Source organism: uncultured Tateyamaria sp. (assembly GCF_947503705.1).
Taxonomy (GTDB): Bacteria; Pseudomonadota; Alphaproteobacteria; order Rhodobacterales; family Rhodobacteraceae; genus Tateyamaria.
In genome coordinates, this window is record NZ_CANNES010000002.1 from 274248 (window position 1) to 291315 (window position 17068).

Genomic DNA, 17068 nt, shown 5'->3' on the forward strand with positions numbered 1-17068 from the left:
TGCGCAGGTTGAAGATCACAGATCCGCCCCCGCCAATTGCACGCGCCGGTTCGAGATCCGTAACACACGGGCCTGCACCTGAGCCTTGGCGGCCCGGATCAAGGACAGATCATGGGTGGCGATCAGCACGGTCTTGCCCATGCGGTTCAGCTCCACCAGCAACTGAAGCAACCGTTGAGACATATCCCAATCCACGTTGCCCGTCGGCTCGTCGGCCAGCACGACATCTGGGGACATGATTACAGCGCGCGCCAATGCGGCCCTTTGCCGTTCGCCGCCGGACAGTTCGGGCGGCAAAGCCCCCGCTCGCGCGGTGAGGCCCACCCAAGACATCAACTCGCCCAAGTCAGGACCAGCAACTTCGGCATGACGGCCGGAGACCGTCAGCGGCAACGCAATATTGTCGGCTACGGGCAGATGATCCAGAAACTGCACATCCTGATGCACCACACCGATCTTGCGGCGGATCATTGCCACATGGTCACGCTGCAAACCGCGCACATCTGCCTCAAATACTCGGACATGACCTGCCGTGGGCAGCAGCGCGCCATAACACAGTTTAAGGAAAGTCGTCTTGCCCGCCCCCGACGGACCGGTCAGAAAATGGAACGAACCGGGGGCCAATTTGACGGAAATATCCGACAAAAGCTCGCCGCCGCCATAACTGTAGGCCACATTTTCCAGCTCAATCACGCCTGCCCTCGCCTTTGTTGACCTGTTGTGCCCCAGCACCATGCGGGTTTCAATCTGAATGCCGGGCAGGTTCAGTTGCGTTTATGACTTTTCTGCGCCCGCCCTACAACATATGGTAAGCCAGAGGATGAGACAGGGAACGACATGCGGCTAATCTGCCCCAATTGCGACGCCCAATATGAGGTTGTGGATGATGTCATTCCGACCGAGGGGCGGGACGTTCAATGTTCCAACTGCGGCCAGACCTGGTACCAGCATCACCCTGATCACATGCCCGAAGAGGCCATTCAGGAACCCGACGCGCCCGAAGATCTTGTTGAGCCTGACGACACCCCAGCCGAGGATGAAGAACGGGCGACAACTCCTGAACCACAACGCCGTGAACTTGACCCGTCCGTCGCCGATATCCTGCGCCAAGAGGCCGAGTTGGAAAGCAAGGCCCGGGCCGAAGAGACCAGCGGTCTCGAAAGCCAGCCCGATCTGGGCCTGGACGCGGCCGAAAGCGAAACCGACCGCCGTGCCCGCGAGGCCCGTGAACGCATGGCCCGGATGCGGGGCGAAGACCCAACGCCGGAACATGTCTCCGAAGCAACCGCTGCGGCGGCTGCCCTTGGATCGCGCCGTGACCTGCTGCCCGATATCGAAGAGATCAATTCGACGCTCCGATCAACCAGCGACCGTCAATCCGGCACCACAGCAGAACCGGGGCCTGACCCTGCGCCTCAGGCCTCGGGCGGGTCCGGGTTTCGGCGTGGCTTTGTGCTGATGATTGTGCTGGCATGTATCCTGGCCGCAATCTATGTGATGGCACCGCAGATTGCGCAATCTGTTCCCGGCGTTGACCCGTACCTCAGTGCCTTTGTGGCCCAAGTAGACACCGCCCGATCCTGGCTTGATGGTCAGGTCGAACAGCTTTTGACCTGGCTTGACACTGTGGCCTCGTCACAAGACGGGGGTTAAAGCGCGGGTTCAAGCGCGGACCCACACCTCAGCCTTTCTCAAAACCGATCAAGCAACCGGCCAAGGTAGTCCAGCTCGACGTCCGGACGTTCGCCTTCGCCCGAACGGCGGCGGATTTCATCCAGCAGATCGCGCGCGCGACGATAGACGTCTTCGCCCTGCAAGAGCCCCTCTTCGGTGCCTACGCTGCCATTTGATCCCGAATCGCGGCCGAGTGGGTCTTGCGCCTCGGCGCGGCGATCAGCCTCGGACGTGCCTTGGCCCTGTTGGCCTGCTTGCTGTTCCTGCTGCATGGCCTCACCCAAGGCGCGCATGCCCTCGCGAAGGGCCTCCATCGCCTGAGATTGGTTGTCGATGGCGTCGGCAAAATTGCGCTGGCGCAGGGCCTCTTCAGCCCCGTCCATTGCACGACCCGCCCTGTCCAGAGCATCGCGCGCGGCATCGCCTTCGGGCGTGCCCGCCCCGGGCAGGCTGCCTTGCTGGCGGCGCAATTCGTCACGCAGCGCCTGCTGGCGATCGGCCAAGCTGCCTTGCCCTTGGCTATCGCCTTCGCCGCCCTGGTTCTGGCCTTGTTGCTGCCCTTGACCGCCTTGTTCCCCAGCGCCTTCCTGACGTCCTTCACCTTGGCCGCCCTCGGTATGTTCGTTGCCCCGACCCTGACCTCCGCTTCGGCCTTCATTGCCTTGGCTTTCGCCCGCCTGTGCATTCGGGTTGAACTGTTCCTGCAGATCGCGGAAGGCCTGATCGCTGAGGCCCTGCTGATCGCGCAACGTCTCGGCCAGCCCTTCCATGGCCTGTTCGCCCGCACTTTGCCCATTCTGGCCTTCGCCACCCTGGGTGACGCGCATGTTCTCCAGTAACTCCTGAAGCTCTTGCAAAGCCTGCTCGGCTTCGGCCATGCGGCCTTGCTCCATCAACTCCTGAATACGGTCCATCATTCTCTGCAGATCGTCTTGGGTCATCTGCATCTGGTTTTGCGGGTCACCCGACTGCGGCTGATCCGGGTTCTGTTCGGCATTCCGCTGGGATTGCTGCATCAGCTGGCGCAGGTAATCATCGGTCGCCCGGCGTAACTCGCGCATCAGTTCTTCAATCTCGGCCTCGCTGGCCCCATCGCGCATTGCCTGATTCAAACGTTCCTGTGCCTCGCGCAGTCGTTCCAGCGCACTGGTCAGGTCCCCTTCTTCGATGGCGAGAGCCAGACCCCACAGATCATCGGCCAGATCGCTTTGCTGCTCATCGGTCAGCCCATAGCTCGCCAAAGTCTCAAGCCGGGTGATCGCGCGGCTCAGACGCAAGCGGTTGGTGTCCTTGCGAAACACATCGTCGGGGCGATGGGCGACGGCGCGCAGAATTTGACCGATCCGTACCGCGTTGCCCCGCGCCCACAGAAGGTCGCGACGTTGTTCGATGATGGCGGCAGCCAGCGGGTCGAAAAAACGGCGACCCGGCAGGATAATGTCGCGCGGCTCTGACAACGCCTGTTGTTCGGCGGCATCCAACGCGCTCAGCGTCACGGTCACCGGCAAATTGGCCCAGGGGTGTTCCGAGAAATCCTCGATCAGGCTTTCTTCAAAATCTGTCCGGTCGCCCGCGACCGGCATAGGGAGCGCAACGGTAATTTCAGGGCGCGGGTCGGGGGCAATGGTCAACCCATGTCGGCGATCCACCGCATTTAGATCAAGTACGATGCGCGCCTCGCCCGCCTCGACGCCGTAATCGTCGGTGGCAGCGAAGGGCAATGTCATCTGGCCCAATGCGTTGCTGTCCGCGTTGCCGATAATGTCGATTTCGGGCACCTCATCCGGCAGGACCGCCACCTCCCAAGTGCGTCCGCCCGGGCCGTTCACTGAAATCTCGCCCTCTTGCACGACGATGAAGTCTTGTTCGGGGGCTGAGGCCGGGGGCAACTCACCCGTGCGCCCCGACACAGTTTCCGCCACGGTCAAAGCGCCAACCTCACCATAGAGGCGCAGGGTGATCAGGCTGCCCGCAGGCACAGCCAGGGTCCCGTCGGCCACATCGTTGAGGTAGATCGTGGGCCGTCCGGTGTAACGCGGGCTTTCGGCCCAACCTTCCCAAACGGCACCACCGGCAAGGCCAGCATTGCCGCCCGGGCCCATTTCGGCAACCGACCCGACACGCCAGATCGAGCCAAATATAAGCGCCACGGCAAAACCAAGCACCGCCACATAGCGCAATGCAAAAGGATCGCGCCGCGCGATGCGCAGGTCAGCGGGCACAGCCTCAGCTTGCGCAGCGCGGGCTGACATCCGGGCCTGGTGTGCACGCCACACGGCTGTCGAAGCCGCATCGCTTTCGCCGATGGCCTGGCTGTCCATCAACGCCTGGACCGGCCGCCCGGGAAGTGTTTCGTCTAGACGGGCCAAAGCAGCCGCATGGCTCGGAATTCGGAAGCGCGCAAATGCGTAGACCAAGGCCGCCGCGCCCGCGAGGGCCGCAATAACCGCAAAAGCCCATACAACTTCGACCATCACGCTGTCTTGCAGACCCAGCATGAGAACTGCCAGCACAGCCAAGCAAACCGTGACCAACGGCCACGCCGCCTGCCAGAGGTTTTCAGCAAACATTCCGGCCCGCGTCAAACGCAGGGGCCAGCGCAGGGCGTTCAAGCCCTTGCGCACGTCATGCCGGGAAAAATTGGCCATGTGTTTCGCGTCCCTTGTCGGCGGCGCGGCGCACCATAGCGCCTAAAGCCATGGTGGGATGGTATCGCGATTTATCATTTCGTCAAACGTCGGACGTGCGCGGATCACCGCGTATTGATCACCATGCACCAAAACTTCCGGAATCAGGGGCCTGGTATTGTATTCGCTGCTCATTACCGCGCCATATGCCCCAGCCGAGCGGAAGGCGACCAGCTCGCCGGCAGCCACGGGGGGCATCATTCGCTGTTTGGCAAAGGTATCACCAGATTCGCAAACCGGCCCGACGATATCGATCGGGGCCTGTTCGGTGCCGGGTGCCGGTTCAATCACCGGGATGATATCGTGATGGGCCTCGTACATGGCGGGGCGAATGAGGTCATTCATCGCACCATCGAGGATCAGGAAATTGCGGCCCTCGCCGGATTTCACATAGATCACTTCGCTGATCATGCAGCCCGCATTGCCCGCGATCAGACGACCCGGCTCAATCTCGATCTCACATCCCAAGTGGCCCACGGTTCGCTTGACGAGCGCGCCGTAATCGGTCGGCAATGGCGGGGCCTCGTTGCTGCGTGCGTAAGGGATGCCCAGACCACCGCCCAGATCGAGACGGCGAATGTTGTGGCCATCGGCGCGCAGGATCTCGGTCAACTCTGCGACCTTTTGATAGGCCAGCTCAAACGGGGCCAGATCGGTCAGTTGCGATCCGATATGCACGTCGATGCCGATGACATCCAGATGCTCCATCGCACCCGCCATGGCATAGACCTCGCGGGCGCGCGCGATCGGGATGCCGAACTTGTTCTCGGATTTGCCGGTGGCAATCTTGGCATGGGTTTTGGCATCCACATCTGGGTTTACGCGGATGGTAATTGGGGCGGTCACACCGACCTCGCATGCGACGCGGTTCAAAACCTCCATCTCAGGCTCTGACTCCACATTAAACTGGCGGATGCCGCCCTTCAACGCGAGGCGGATTTCATCTGCCGTTTTGCCAATGCCGGAAAACACGATCTTGTCACCTGGTACGCCCGCAGCCTTGGCGCGCATATATTCGCCGCCAGACACCACGTCCATGCCTGCGCCTGCCTGCGCCAAAGTCTTGAGGATCGCCTGATTACTGGCCGCCTTCATCGCATAGCAAACAAGGTGGTCGGTCCCTTCCAGCGCCTCGTCCAGCATTCGGTAGTGCCGCAACAACGTCGCGGTTGAATAGACATAAAACGGAGTGCCCACTGCCGCGGCAATCTCGGCGATGGGGACGTCCTCGGCGTGCAAAGCGCCATCTTTGTAAATAAAATGATCCATGACCCGCGCCGTGTATCGGGCCGCGGGTCACAGATCAATCGGGCAAATGCACGGCTGTTGTCAGCGCTTTTTCTTCATCGCGGCCTGCATGCGGGCCACGGCCTTGTCCTGCCGGTCGACAACACGATCCCAAATCGGCGCGAGGTCAGGGTTATGCAGGCCACGGCCCGTGCCCATCTGATACAGCATGTGAGACGGGTTGTCGTTGCATTCCAGAACTTTGGGCCCCTCATGGGTGACCGCGATGTCAAAGCCGCATACGCCAAATTCAGGAAAGACAGCGTGGGCCTGAACAGCAATATCAAGGGTCTCTTGCCAGTGTGGCAGTAGGGCGCCTTCCAAGGTCGCGCCGGAGACCGGGTGTCGGGCCAGCTGTTCCGCCGCAGGGCCAGTGCCTCGAATGCAGGATTTGACGGCACCAGTGCTCAGGTCAAGGTCGGCCAAAAGGCTGCCTTCTTGCCAGAAATTATCCGACATGGCCGTGGGTGCGGGCATTTTCCATACTGCATACACCGGCTTGGGGCCACTGCCGTCATTGGCCGTCAGTACCCGCACACAGCCAATCGCTGGGCCAGCGATGCGCGCCATCTCGGGATGCGGATCAAGGGCCGTCTGGAACAGGAACCCGCCGGGATAGCGATCCATGACCTCAGCCGCAAAATCGGCAATCGGACGGGCCTCGCCATTGGCCAGGCGCAGCGTCTCGCCTTCCTTGCTGTCGATACGGACAGACCCTTCGGACAATGAGCCGAAATAGGGTTTTCCAAAGATCGGATATGTGGCGTCATCGCGCAAGAACGCGGCAAGGCTCTCCGCATCGCGCATCACCGGCATATTGCCGACCGACAAATGGCCGCTGGAAATGGCCTGTGTCCGGGCCGTCGCGATGCCAAGCTGTTCCAGAAGTTGCGTATACAAAAGTTTGTTGCCCACAAAGGACCGCGTCGGAACGGCAATCGGCGGGTTCATCGCCGTGTTCAGGGCGTTGATGCCACCCTGGCCCAGAAACTCACGCTTCTGTGCCATCGGGATGGCCGGATCATAAAGGCGAAGGCTGTAATATTCGTTTGAGCCAAGCTTTTGCTTGCCGCCCCGCATCGCGAATATCTCGCGCATCTGACGAAGCGGATGCACGCCGTGATCCTGCATAACTTGTGCGATCATGGATGCCGCTGGTTTCTTGGGCGCGTCAGGCCCGACCAAAAGTGCGCCCTGTGGCGCGTTCATGCTTGCGTCGCTCATTGCGTTGCCCCGCTTTGATGCCAGTTTTCTGCTCTGACATCCGTATAAGTGGCAAAAATGGCGACATTTGGGCGGGATTGTTTCCAATTCCACTCAAATTGAAGTGACTTGGCTATTGGATGGGGCGAGACCGCAAAAACAAATACAGGGGCAGACCGCAGCTGACCCCGATGCAGAACGTGGCCGGAATCGCGACAAGGGCCAACCAGTTCCGGCGCACAGCCACTTCGGAAATGATCCAGACCGTCAGCGCCACGGCTGCGATGGTCAGGTCCCAGACCAGACCGCTCGTCGCGGCGTTCACATGCCAGGCGTCAACCATGGCCATGAGGTCATAGCCGTTCGCGTTGAACCACGTGATGAAATAATACATCGGGTGGATCGCGCCCCAGACGGCCAAGGCGAGGTAAAGGATACGGACGGGCGACATCGTTCTAGAAAATGCCGACGCCGACGCGCAGCGGCCCTTTGGACACACCCACACTGGCCCCTGTATGCAACCCGCCCGGGCCGATACCGATGTTCAGGTTCGCGGATGGCTGAACCGGTTCGCCATCCACCCCACAGGCGACAAGGCCCAGCAGGGCAACAACAGACAAAATACGGATCATAACAACACCTCTTTCCAGCGGGCGACCTGCGCGCGGACCTGAGATGGCGCGGTGCCCCCATAGGATGTACGCGATGCGACCGAGTTTTCCACGCCCAAAACGTCGAAAACATCCTGAGTGATGCCCTCATGCGCGGATTTCATCTGTTCCAACGTGAGATCCGGCAAGTCACAGCCTTGAGATTCGGCCACTGCCACAAGCGATCCGGTGATGTGATGCGCGTCCCGGAAAGGCAGGCCCAAGACACGCACCAACCAATCGGCCAGATCCGTGGCTGTGCTAAAACCAGACCCGGCGGCGGCGGCGAGGCTCTCGCGATTGGCACTCATGTCGCGCACCATCCCGTCCATCGCCGCCAGCGCAAGCATCCAGTTGTCAGCGGCATCAAACACCTGTTCCTTGTCTTCCTGCATGTCCTTGGAATAGGCCAGCGGCAGCCCCTTCATCACCATCATCAGGGCCGTGTTGGCGCCGAAAATGCGTCCGACCTTGGCGCGGATCAACTCGGCGGCATCCGGGTTTTTCTTTTGCGGCATAATGCTGGACCCGGTCGAGAACCGGTCCGACAACGTGACAAAGCGGAACTGGGCGCTGGACCAAATCACCAACTCTTCGGCAAAGCGGGAAAGGTGCATGGCGCAGATGCTGGCCGTGCTCAGAAATTCGAGGGCAAAGTCGCGATCACTTACCGCGTCGAGGCTGTTGGCCGCCGGTCGATCAAAGCCCAACGCCTCTGCCGTCATCTGTCGATCAATCGGGAACGACGTGCCCGCAAGCGCGGCCGCACCCAGGGGCGCTTCGTTCATGCGCGCACGAGCATCGCGAACGCGCGACAAATCCCGGCCGAACATCTCGACATATGCCATCATGTGATGGCCCCACGTCACCGGCTGGGCCGTTTGCAAATGAGTAAAACCGGGCATAACCCAGTCGGCCCCCGCCTCTGCCTGTTCCAGCAATGCAGCAATCAGCGACAACAGCGCCCCTTCGGCGGCGTCACACTGATCGCGCACCCACAACTTGAAATCCGTCGCCACCTGGTCGTTGCGGGACCGACCTGTATGCAAACGGCCTGCCGGTTCGCCGATTACCTCTTTCAGGCGCGCTTCGACATTCATGTGAATGTCTTCCAAGGCAGTCGAAAACTGGAACGTGCCTGTTTCAATCTCTGACAAGACCGTGAGCAGACCTTCCCGGATCGCCTCGACATCCTTATCACTCAGAATACCGGTGGCCCCCAACATGGCCGCATGGGCACGCGAGCCTGCAATATCCTGGGACGCCATACGCTGGTCAAAGCCGATCGAGGCATTAATTGCCTCCATGATCGCGTCTGGGCCAGCGGCAAAGCGGCCGCCCCACATGGTATTGGCGGATTTATCATCGGTCATCGGATGGCCCCATTGAGGAAGAGACATGAAAAGAATACTTGCTGCCGCCCTCTACATGGCCCTCGCCTTGGGCGCAATTCCCAGCCACGCCGATACCGCCGCTGCCGCAGCGCTGCGGACAGGCGATATGAAAAAGCTGATCTTCCACAGCACGCCAGAGGCCGCGTCCAACGCCGCCTTCAACCTGGCCGATGATGCGGGGACACAAAGCCTTGAGGTTTACCGAGGCAAATATATCCTGCTGAACTTCTGGGCCACCTGGTGCGCGCCCTGTCGGCACGAGATGCCGATGCTGTCTGCGCTGCAAACCGAATTTGGCGGTGACGATTTCGAGGTGGTTACCATAGCCACAGGGCGCAATTCGCCCGCAGGTATCGTCAAGTTTTTCAACGATACCGGCATCGACAACCTGCCCCGCCATCAGGACCCAAAACAGAAACTGGCCAGCCAAATGGGCATTTTCGGCTTGCCGATCACAGTGATCATCGACCCCGAAGGCCGTGAAATTGCGCGGCTGCGTGGAGACGCTGATTGGGCCAGTGACAGCGCCAGGGCGATCATCGCAGAATTGATCGGTGCGGGCGAAAGTTAACGCGCCAGGCGTCGCGCGATCCTGCTTTCTCTGTTCCAAGTAAATCGCGGGAGGGCGAAGGGGCAGAACCCCAACCCGCTCAAGCCGCGTGGTTCAGGATCGCAGCTTCGCTCGCGCTCAGGTTCCGGCGTGCATAGTCACCGTATGTGTGGGCGTCGAATTCAAGCTGTGGAAAGCCCTCAAGCAAGCGCGCCCGATCGCCGTCATCCAAAGTGGACAACGCGGCGTTGGCGGGATGAAAGCTCTCGGTCTCGACGCCGTTGGCTCGTAAAATCTCGTGACGGGGCAACAGCAGATGAACGTAAGTCACCTCGCGAACCTTCAGATCGACGGTAATAGTAGTGCCGTTGATCAGGTCCTTGGCCGCAACCAAAACCTCCGGCGTGTTGAAAAGCGACCGGGCCACATCCCCCTGGATCAGCATGCGGTGCTCCGGCGAAACCAGCAATTCCAAATCGGGTCGCTCTACCCCCAATGCGCCTGAGGCGATGCGCACAGGGCGCAACTTTGGCATCGCAAAAAGGCGCGCGCCCGTCATGCGGCGGGCTCCGACCCAAAGGATTTCCTGCGCGCCATTGTCCTTGGTCTGAACACGATCGCCTTCGCTCAGCTCTTCTATGTGCTTGGGGCCATCCGGTGTGTCAATCAACGTACCCGGCGTGAAACATATCACACCGCCCGAACTGGGTGCTGTGCGATCACTTGGTGACGTGTTCAGAGTATGATGGACAATCCACAAGTCCGCATTGCGGGGTGGAATATCGTCGATGAACATCAGCAGTGGCGGGGCGCCTGTGCCCACTTCGATCAACGTGACGGTATAGCTTTTGGCCCCATCGGTGACGACAAAACTGCTGTCTGCCATCGGGCTACCATCGTCTTCGGGCAGCGTCCGCAGAGGCGTGCGATCCATCGCTGCCCCCACCAAACGGTGTACCATGCGCGCTGCCCTGCGCCGCATCACCTCAGATCCGTCTGCCCCATCCAAGCGCAATACATTTTGCGGACCGTCCACACGCACAGCGTCCCCACGCCATGCCCATGCGGCACCAACAGTCAGTGACTGCACCGGTGCGGCCTCAAGACCGTCCACTTCTGTTTGCGACCAGGAGATGACAAACGTGCCACGAAAGCCCGTTCCCATTGCCTGTATGCCTGCCTAGTTTATTTTTTTATTAACGATAGGTTAACAAACAAGACCTAGCCAAGGAAGGCATTTTAAGTGATGAAAAACAATTAGTTACAACGATAAGTTGAGGTGGTGCACGAATACATCAAAGGCCAGCCACAACATCTAGAGGGTGGCGATACCTCAACCACAAGTCGTGAGTTTGATCTAGAAACCTAGGCGAAAGCGAACCGAGCCAACGATTTGACCCTCGGGCTGGCCTTCAAATTCCTCGCCCAGATAGGTGACCCCGTAAAAGCCCGACAGACCGCTTTCGCCCTGCCACATGACCCCTGCGCGTAACCGTTCCCGAGACGACGCCACTTCAAAGCCCCGATCTTCGGGCAGAAACGCGCTGTCCGCTACATGTGCAATATCAGCGCCCAGCACAAAGCTATAGCCCGTCCAGTCGCCCGTAATCGCACGATACCGCTGACCCGTGACGCTGTCGCGCACCAGCAATTCATCCTGACCCATCTCGCCAAAGGTCAGGTCAAAGCCTGCGCGCAGCATCGTTTCGACCCCGGCCCGGCCTTCTACGAAAGGACGTAGTGACGTCCGTTCGCCTAAGGCAAAGCTCTGGCCGGTTTCCACCACAAGTGACGGCTCCACGCTATTGGCGATCTGAGCATTCAGAACAGTGTCAGAGGGCCGACGGATGCCAAAGATGTCGTGGAACCAGTCCTGAAAATCGTCAAGGCCCGTTTGCGGCCCGATCACGACCAGGTCGCTGCCCACGGCAAACTCGGTCTGACCGCGTTGAAAATGCGTGTGCAAGCCGATGGACAAGGCCCCGGCATAGGGCCGATCGCCCGGATCCGGGCTGCGCAGGTTGTCAGGGGCCAGAATCTCGGCACCCAGGCGCAGCTCAAGCAACTGGCCAAACCCTTCGGGCGCCTGACCCGCCCAGGACGGTCCCCAGACCCGCGACGACGCGATGGACCCGGTGCGCCACCTGTCTTTGCCATCGCCGAAAAAGTCGTTGGTGATCAGGCGGCCATAGCCGAGGCGCGTCCGCTCTTGGGCATAAGATGGGTGCGGGAGGCATAGCAACGCCAAAAGCGCTGCGGTCAATACTCGAAACATCAAGTCGTCCTGATCAAATGTGCCCCCCCGGGCAAGATCGGGATACTGGACAGCCTGCGGATTGGCTAGTGCGGATCGGCCACAGTGAATATTTGTTGGCAGTTCACGCGCCTTTCTTTCGCCACGAAAAGGGCTGGATCGGTAACGGGTCATACGCTTCACCCAGCGTTTCGCGGTTAGTCAAAAAGCTGACGCGAACGCTGTCCGAATGCCGGGGCGTCACACACCCCGCAAAAGCCTCAAACCGACGTAAATCTGTGCAGGTGCTCAGCTCAACCGCACTTGGAGAAACCGCAGGACGCGCATGTCATACAGCCTTCGATCATCCGCATCTCATAGCTTCCACAGCTAGAGCATGACTTGCCGCGGGGCGCACTCAGTTGCACGGCATCGGCCTTGGGGTCAGATTTCAGACCCATGCCCTCGCCCTCGATAAAACCGATGACAACCATATGCTGTTCAATCACGCCGCCAATGGCCGCCAAAATGGACGGGATATACTTGCCCCCCATCCATGCGCCGCCACGCGGATCAAACACTGCTTTCAGTTCTTCCACAACAAAAGACACGTCTCCGCCGCGCCGGAACACCGCCGAAATCATACGGGTCAGGGCCACGGTCCAGGCAAAATGCTCCATATTCTTGGAATTAATGAACACCTCAAATGGACGACGATGGCCACCAATGACCAGATCGTTGATGGTGATATAGAGGGCATGCTCGCTATCCGGCCATTTGACTTTGTAGGTGCTGCCCTCCAACGCGTTCGGCCGGTCCAGGGGTTCGGCCATATAGATGACATCGCCATGGGGCTGCATCGGCTCAGTGTCCCCATCGGCCATCACTGTGGCCTCGGCTGGCTTCTTCTCTTCAGAAATACTCAAAACCGAACCGGTCACGTCATTGGGACGGTAAGTCGTGCAGCCTTTGCAACCCTGATCCCAAGCCGCCATATAGACATCCTTGAAGTCACCAAAACTGATATCCTCGGGGCAGTTGATGGTCTTGGAGATCGACGAGTCCACCCATTTTTGCGCTGCGGCCTGCATTTTCACATGCTCGATGGGCGCCAACGTCTGAGCGTTAACAAAATAGTCGGGCAAAGGCGCATCGCCTTTCAGATCGCGCCACATCTGCACGGCATAATCCACGACCTCCTCTTCGGTGCGCGAGCCGTCCTTCTGCAAGACTTTGCGGGTATATGCATAAGCAAAGACGGGCTCGATCCCCGAGCTGACATTGCCTGCATAGAGCGAAATCGTCCCTGTCGGCGCAATCGAGGTGAGCAAAGCATTGCGGATGCCGTGTTCGGCAATTGCGTCGCGTACATCTTCATCCATCGCCATCATGGAGCCACTCGCGAGGTAGCCATCTGCGTCAAACAGCGGGAATGCGCCCTTCTCCTTCGCCAATTGCACCGAACTCAGGTATGCGGCGCGGGCAATCGTTTTCAACCAGCGCTCGGTCTGACGCGCCGCCGCGTCGGAGCCATAGCGCAGGCCTAACATCAACAGCGCATCCGCCAGCCCCGTTACGCCCAGGCCAATGCGACGCTTGGCGGCGGCCTCGCGGGCCTGCGCCTCCAGCGGGAACTTGGACGCATCGACCACGTTGTCCATCATCCGCACGGCCGTCGCGACCAGATCGGCCAACGCCTCTTCATCCAACTCGGCTGCTGCGTCAAACGGTTCTGTCACCAAACGAGCGAGGTTGATCGAGCCCAGCAAACAGGCGCCATAAGGCGGCAGGGGCTGCTCTCCGCACGGGTTCGTCGCGGCGATGGTCTCGCAATAGTTCAGGTTATTCGCCGCATTGATCCGGTCGATAAAAATCACACCGGGCTCGGCATAATCATAGGTGGCTTTCATGATGCCGTCCCAAAGGGCACGCGCCTGCACAGTCTTGTAGACGGTGCCGTCAAAAACCAGGTCCCATGGCCCATCCGCCTTCACGGCCTCCATGAACGGATCGGTGACCAGAACCGACACGTTAAACATGCGCAAACGGGCCGCGTCGGATTTGGCAGTGATGAAATCCTCGATGTCCGGGTGATCACAGCGCATCGTAGCCATCATTGCACCCCGGCGCGACCCCGCCGACATGATCGTGCGACACATCGCATCCCACACATCCATAAACGACAGCGGTCCAGAGGCATCCGCTGCCACGCCTTTGACACCTGCGCCCTTCGGCCGGATGGTCGAGAAATCGTAACCGATGCCGCCCCCCTGCTGCATGGTCAGCGCCGCCTCTTTCAGCATCTCGAAAATGCCACCCATGCTGTCGGGGATCGTACCCATGACAAAGCAGTTGAACAAAGTCACCGACCGCGCCGTGCCCGCCCCTGCCGTAATCCGACCCGCAGGCAGAAATTTGAAATCCTCCAGGGCCTCATAGAACTTGCCTTCCCACGCCGTCGGCGTCTCTTCTACGCTTGCCAGGTCGCGGGCGATGCGGCGCCAGCTGTCTTCGACAGTGACGTCGATGGGCGTGCCATCGGCCTCTTTGAACCGGTATTTCATATCCCAGATCTGTTCGGCGATTGGCGCGGCAAAGCGTGTCATGATGGCATCCCCATGGTGGTCGTCGATTCTGTTCGCGGCAGTGCAGGCAAGCAACCTACGCCAATTGCGCCACAACCACTAGTGAAAAACAAGCGCTGGCCACCAAATCTAGGGGTGCGGCAACCACAACACCTTGCAGCTTTGGGCAAGTCCGCTACAATATTTGGTGTGTATCGAGGGTGAGACAGGGGCGAGTCTGTGGATAACTACATCAACTTGATCAAGCTTTCGGTGGGATCCGAGACGATGGACGACCTTGTTGCATGGCAGGCAACCAAGCGGGCACAGACACCCGATGGCCTGCCCCGCCACGTCACCCGCATGTGGCCCAAGCGCGAAGCCGAGATCCTCAATGGCGGCTCGATCTTTTGGGTGATCAAGGGCGTGTTGACCTGCCGACAGCGGATCCTGCGCCTGGACGAATATATCGGCCAGGACGGCATCCGCCGCTGCGCCATCGTGTCCGACCCGGAACTGGTCCGCGTGCAATCGGCCCTAAAACGTCCCTTTCAGGGGTGGCGCTATCTCAAGCCGGGCGACACGCCGCCAGACCTGCCCAAAGGCCGCGCGAGTGAAGAGCCGCTTCCCATCGAATTGAACCGCGCTCTGGCCGAGATTGGCGTGCTCTGATCTCCCGCAATACAGCGCAGGTCACGAAAAAAGCATCCCGCCATTGATGTCGAAATTGGCCCCAGTGATGAACGCGCTGTCATCGCAGGCAAGGAACAACACCAGATTGGCAACATCTTCGACAGTGCCCTGCCGCTTGACGGGTGCTGCAGCCTCAAAACCGCGACGGCCCGCATCCGGCGTGTGCACGTTGTGAAAATCAGTGTCGATCATGCCGGGGCAGAGCGCATTGACACGGATATCCGGGCCCAGTTCCTTGGCCAGCCCCCGCGTCATCGTCATGATCGCCCCTTTGGACGTGGCATAGGGCACGGCGCCCGGCCCACCTCCATCGCGGCCCGCCTGACTGGCTAGGTTTACAATTGCACCTTTGCTCATGTGAGCCAGACAGGCCTTGGTCATCATAAAGGTACTGGTCAGGTTCAAATCCATCACCGTATGCCAATGATCCAACGTGGACTCCGCCAGCGTTTTGCGGGCAACCAAACCACCCGCGTTGTTAACCAGCACTTGCAGCCCGCCAAACTCGGTGACCGTTTGATCGACAAGCGCATCGACTTCAGTCTGCTTGGTCAAATCGCCCTGCATCGCAAAGGCGCGCCCGCCCGCAGCTTTTATCTGTGCGACGACGTCATCTGCGCCCGCACTGCTGGCAAAATAGTTGATCGCGACACTGGCCCCCTCAGCGGCAAGCTTTAGCGCGGCGGCAGCGCCAATGTCGCGGCCACCTCCGGTCACGATTGCGGATTGTCCTGCGAGTTTCATGAAAAGCCTCTACGCGTTGAAGTTTCGTTAAGCGATTCCGATCACCGCGCCACCGTCAGGGCGTGCGTTTCAGGAAAAGGTCAAAGATTTCGGGCACATTCCCGTCGCCCATGCCCGCATCCAAAGCGGCCAGCAAGTTTGCGGCGGTGCCTTCTGCAATCTCGGCCCGACTACCCATGTCCGCGACCATCTGGACAAAATATCCGATGTCCTTGTTCGCGTTGGCGATGGAAAAGCCCAGGTCGCTGACCCCATCGACGGCATAATTCTTGCAAAACTGCATGAAAGGCGAGTTGGACGGCCCCGCGGACATGATGTCGAAAAGCTGTTGGCCATCGATGCCCGCCTGTTTGGCCACTGCAAAAGCTTGCGCCATGGTGCAAACGGTGGTCATGCCCATGAAGTTGTTGATCAGCTTGGTCGCGTGCCCTGCCCCCAGATCACCCACGTGAAAGACGTTCTCGCCCAGCACATTCAGGACCGGTTTGACGGTCTCAAAGGTGTCGACATCACCGGCCGCCATGATGTTCAGCAAACCATCCTTGGCATGTGCAGGGGTCCGGCCCAGAGGGGCGTCTATCATCCCCGCGCCCTTCGCCGACAGATCGACACCGATCTTGCGGGTAGAGGTCGGGATTGAGGTCCCGAAGTCAATCACCACCGCCCCCGCGCGAATACCCGCCAGGATGCCATCTTCGCCATAGATCAGGCTTTCCACCACTTGGGATGTCGTCACACAAAGCATCACAATATCACTGGCGGACGCCAGGGCCTTGGCCGATTTGACCTCTGACGCACCACGCGCGACGGTCGTGGCCACGACCTCTGCGTTGCGGCCCATGACAACCAGATCAAAGCCATTATTTTGCAGGCATTCAGCCATGTTGCTGCCCATCAGGCCGAGGCCAATGAAACCGATGACAGGATGTGCCATGTCTTACTCCTCAAGCATTTTATCGTTGGAAAAGGCGGCGACAGCGGCCTGAGCGACTTGCAAATCCTGGGCAGGAGACCCGGAACTGATCCCGATCCCACCGACAACGACACCATCCGCAAAGACCGGCAAGCCGCCCGCAACGGTTACCATGCGCCCACCCAGCGTGGACGATATGCCATGGGCCGGCATGCCCGGTTGATTGACCTCGCCCAGCACATCAGTCCCCTTTTGAACGCCCGCGGCGGTAAAGCTTTTGTCGATGGCCAGGCCGATGCTGGTGATCTTGCCACCATCCATACGCTCAAAGGCGATGAGGTTGCCGCTTTCGTCTGTGACGGCGATGCACATTGGCACTCCGATCTCTTGCGCCTTGGCGCGGGCTCCTGCGATCAGCGCGTGAGCGTCCTGTATATCGAGCCGTTTGAGTGTCAGCATCACGTCATCCTTTGCGC

At 59.9% G+C, this 17068-nt stretch carries 16 protein-coding genes; 3 read left to right on the forward strand and 13 right to left on the reverse strand.

Annotated elements, in window-relative coordinates; all coding sequences use genetic code 11:
* Positions 1-15 precede the first annotated feature (15 nt).
* Entirely contained in the window at positions 16-693 is a 678-nt protein-coding gene (locus Q1A44_RS07460; protein WP_299622174.1) for an ATP-binding cassette domain-containing protein, read from the reverse strand.
* 144 nt (positions 694-837) lie between these two features.
* On the opposite strand from Q1A44_RS07460, the gene Q1A44_RS07465 reads away from it, so the two are divergent.
* Positions 838-1653, forward strand: coding sequence for a zinc-ribbon domain-containing protein (locus Q1A44_RS07465; protein WP_299622177.1), 816 nt, complete (start codon positions 838-840; stop codon positions 1651-1653).
* 38 nt (positions 1654-1691) lie between these two features.
* On the opposite strand, the gene Q1A44_RS07470 is transcribed toward Q1A44_RS07465, so the two are convergent.
* The 6 genes from Q1A44_RS07470 to argH all read right to left on the reverse strand — a co-directional run bounded on the left by Q1A44_RS07470 (position 1692) and on the right by argH (position 8874).
* On the reverse strand, positions 1692-4322 hold the full coding sequence (locus tag Q1A44_RS07470) for a TIGR02302 family protein (protein WP_299622180.1): 2631 nt from the start codon (positions 4320-4322) through the stop codon (positions 1692-1694).
* A 42-nt stretch (positions 4323-4364) separates the two neighbouring features.
* Positions 4365-5630, reverse strand: coding sequence for a diaminopimelate decarboxylase (gene lysA, locus Q1A44_RS07475; RefSeq protein WP_299622182.1), 1266 nt, complete (start codon positions 5628-5630; stop codon positions 4365-4367).
* Positions 5631-5690: 60 nt separating this feature from the next.
* The gene (locus tag Q1A44_RS07480; protein ID WP_299622185.1) at positions 5691-6872 is read right to left on the reverse strand and encodes a sugar-transfer associated ATP-grasp domain-containing protein; all 1182 of its coding nucleotides are present in this window, start codon (positions 6870-6872) and stop codon (positions 5691-5693) included.
* Positions 6873-6984: 112 nt separating this feature from the next.
* A complete protein-coding gene (locus Q1A44_RS07485) occupies positions 6985-7302 on the reverse strand; it encodes a DUF2834 domain-containing protein (protein WP_299622188.1) in 318 nt (105 codons plus the stop codon).
* 4 nt (positions 7303-7306) lie between these two features.
* Entirely contained in the window at positions 7307-7483 is a 177-nt protein-coding gene (locus Q1A44_RS07490) for a hypothetical protein (protein WP_299622192.1), read from the reverse strand.
* Positions 7480-8874, reverse strand: coding sequence for an argininosuccinate lyase (gene argH, locus Q1A44_RS07495; protein ID WP_299622195.1), 1395 nt, complete (start codon positions 8872-8874; stop codon positions 7480-7482). Before argH ends, Q1A44_RS07490 begins: the two co-directional genes overlap by 4 nt.
* Positions 8875-8899: 25 nt before the next feature.
* Between argH and Q1A44_RS07500 the strand changes: the two genes are divergently transcribed.
* Positions 8900-9466 carry a TlpA disulfide reductase family protein gene (locus tag Q1A44_RS07500; protein ID WP_299622197.1) on the forward strand — a complete coding sequence of 189 codons (567 nt, stop codon included), beginning with the start codon at positions 8900-8902 and terminating at the stop codon, positions 9464-9466.
* Between the two features lie 79 nt (positions 9467-9545).
* Here Q1A44_RS07500 and Q1A44_RS07505 read toward each other — a convergent pair whose 3' ends face one another.
* The 3 genes from Q1A44_RS07505 to Q1A44_RS07515 form a co-directional block, all read right to left on the reverse strand.
* The gene (locus tag Q1A44_RS07505) at positions 9546-10610 is read right to left on the reverse strand and encodes a Hint domain-containing protein (RefSeq protein ID WP_299622200.1); all 1065 of its coding nucleotides are present in this window, start codon (positions 10608-10610) and stop codon (positions 9546-9548) included.
* A gap of 192 nt (positions 10611-10802) precedes the next feature.
* On the reverse strand, positions 10803-11720 hold the full coding sequence (locus tag Q1A44_RS07510; RefSeq protein ID WP_299622203.1) for a lipid A-modifier LpxR family protein: 918 nt from the start codon (positions 11718-11720) through the stop codon (positions 10803-10805).
* A gap of 272 nt (positions 11721-11992) precedes the next feature.
* Positions 11993-14284 carry an adenosylcobalamin-dependent ribonucleoside-diphosphate reductase gene (locus Q1A44_RS07515; RefSeq protein ID WP_299622206.1) on the reverse strand — a complete coding sequence of 764 codons (2292 nt, stop codon included), beginning with the start codon at positions 14282-14284 and terminating at the stop codon, positions 11993-11995.
* Positions 14285-14482: 198 nt separating this feature from the next.
* On the opposite strand from Q1A44_RS07515, the gene Q1A44_RS07520 reads away from it, so the two are divergent.
* Complete coding sequence (locus tag Q1A44_RS07520) at positions 14483-14914, forward strand: DUF1489 domain-containing protein (RefSeq protein WP_299622209.1); 432 nt, start codon at positions 14483-14485, stop codon at positions 14912-14914.
* Positions 14915-14935: 21 nt separating this feature from the next.
* Here Q1A44_RS07520 and Q1A44_RS07525 read toward each other — a convergent pair whose 3' ends face one another.
* The 3 genes from Q1A44_RS07525 to Q1A44_RS07535 are packed head-to-tail and all read right to left on the reverse strand — an operon-like array spanning position 14936 to position 17051.
* Positions 14936-15679 (reverse strand): glucose 1-dehydrogenase, encoded by a 744-nt coding sequence (locus Q1A44_RS07525; protein WP_299622211.1) that lies wholly within the window; start codon positions 15677-15679, stop codon positions 14936-14938.
* 55 nt (positions 15680-15734) lie between these two features.
* Positions 15735-16613, reverse strand: coding sequence for an NAD(P)-dependent oxidoreductase (locus Q1A44_RS07530; protein WP_299622214.1), 879 nt, complete (start codon positions 16611-16613; stop codon positions 15735-15737).
* A gap of 3 nt (positions 16614-16616) precedes the next feature.
* Positions 16617-17051 carry a heme-binding protein gene (locus Q1A44_RS07535; RefSeq protein WP_299622218.1) on the reverse strand — a complete coding sequence of 145 codons (435 nt, stop codon included), beginning with the start codon at positions 17049-17051 and terminating at the stop codon, positions 16617-16619.
* Positions 17052-17068: the final 17 nt, after the last annotated feature.

Bases quoted from the DNA above. Each gene is read 5' to 3' on its own strand.
- Q1A44_RS07530 (WP_299622214.1), bottom strand. From the start codon at position 16,613: ATGGCACATCCTGTCATCGGTTTCATTGGCCTCGGCCTGATGGGCAGC.
- Q1A44_RS07465 (WP_299622177.1), top strand. From the start codon at position 838: ATGCGGCTAATCTGCCCCAATTGCGACGCCCAATATGAGGTTGTGGAT.
- Q1A44_RS07485 (WP_299622188.1), bottom strand. From the start codon at position 7,302: ATGTCGCCCGTCCGTATCCTTTACCTCGCCTTGGCCGTCTGGGGCGCG.
- argH (WP_299622195.1), bottom strand. From the start codon at position 8,874: ATGACCGATGATAAATCCGCCAATACCATGTGGGGCGGCCGCTTTGCC.
- Q1A44_RS07535 (WP_299622218.1), bottom strand. From the start codon at position 17,051: ATGCTGACACTCAAACGGCTCGATATACAGGACGCTCACGCGCTGATC.
- Q1A44_RS07515 (WP_299622206.1), bottom strand. From the start codon at position 14,284: ATGACACGCTTTGCCGCGCCAATCGCCGAACAGATCTGGGATATGAAA.
- Q1A44_RS07470 (WP_299622180.1), bottom strand. From the start codon at position 4,322: ATGGCCAATTTTTCCCGGCATGACGTGCGCAAGGGCTTGAACGCCCTG.
- Q1A44_RS07505 (WP_299622200.1), bottom strand. From the start codon at position 10,610: ATGGGAACGGGCTTTCGTGGCACGTTTGTCATCTCCTGGTCGCAAACA.
- Q1A44_RS07525 (WP_299622211.1), bottom strand. From the start codon at position 15,679: ATGAAACTCGCAGGACAATCCGCAATCGTGACCGGAGGTGGCCGCGAC.
- Q1A44_RS07480 (WP_299622185.1), bottom strand. From the start codon at position 6,872: ATGAGCGACGCAAGCATGAACGCGCCACAGGGCGCACTTTTGGTCGGG.
- Q1A44_RS07510 (WP_299622203.1), bottom strand. From the start codon at position 11,720: ATGTTTCGAGTATTGACCGCAGCGCTTTTGGCGTTGCTATGCCTCCCG.
- lysA (WP_299622182.1), bottom strand. From the start codon at position 5,630: ATGGATCATTTTATTTACAAAGATGGCGCTTTGCACGCCGAGGACGTC.
- Q1A44_RS07490 (WP_299622192.1), bottom strand. From the start codon at position 7,483: ATGATCCGTATTTTGTCTGTTGTTGCCCTGCTGGGCCTTGTCGCCTGT.
- Q1A44_RS07500 (WP_299622197.1), top strand. From the start codon at position 8,900: ATGAAAAGAATACTTGCTGCCGCCCTCTACATGGCCCTCGCCTTGGGC.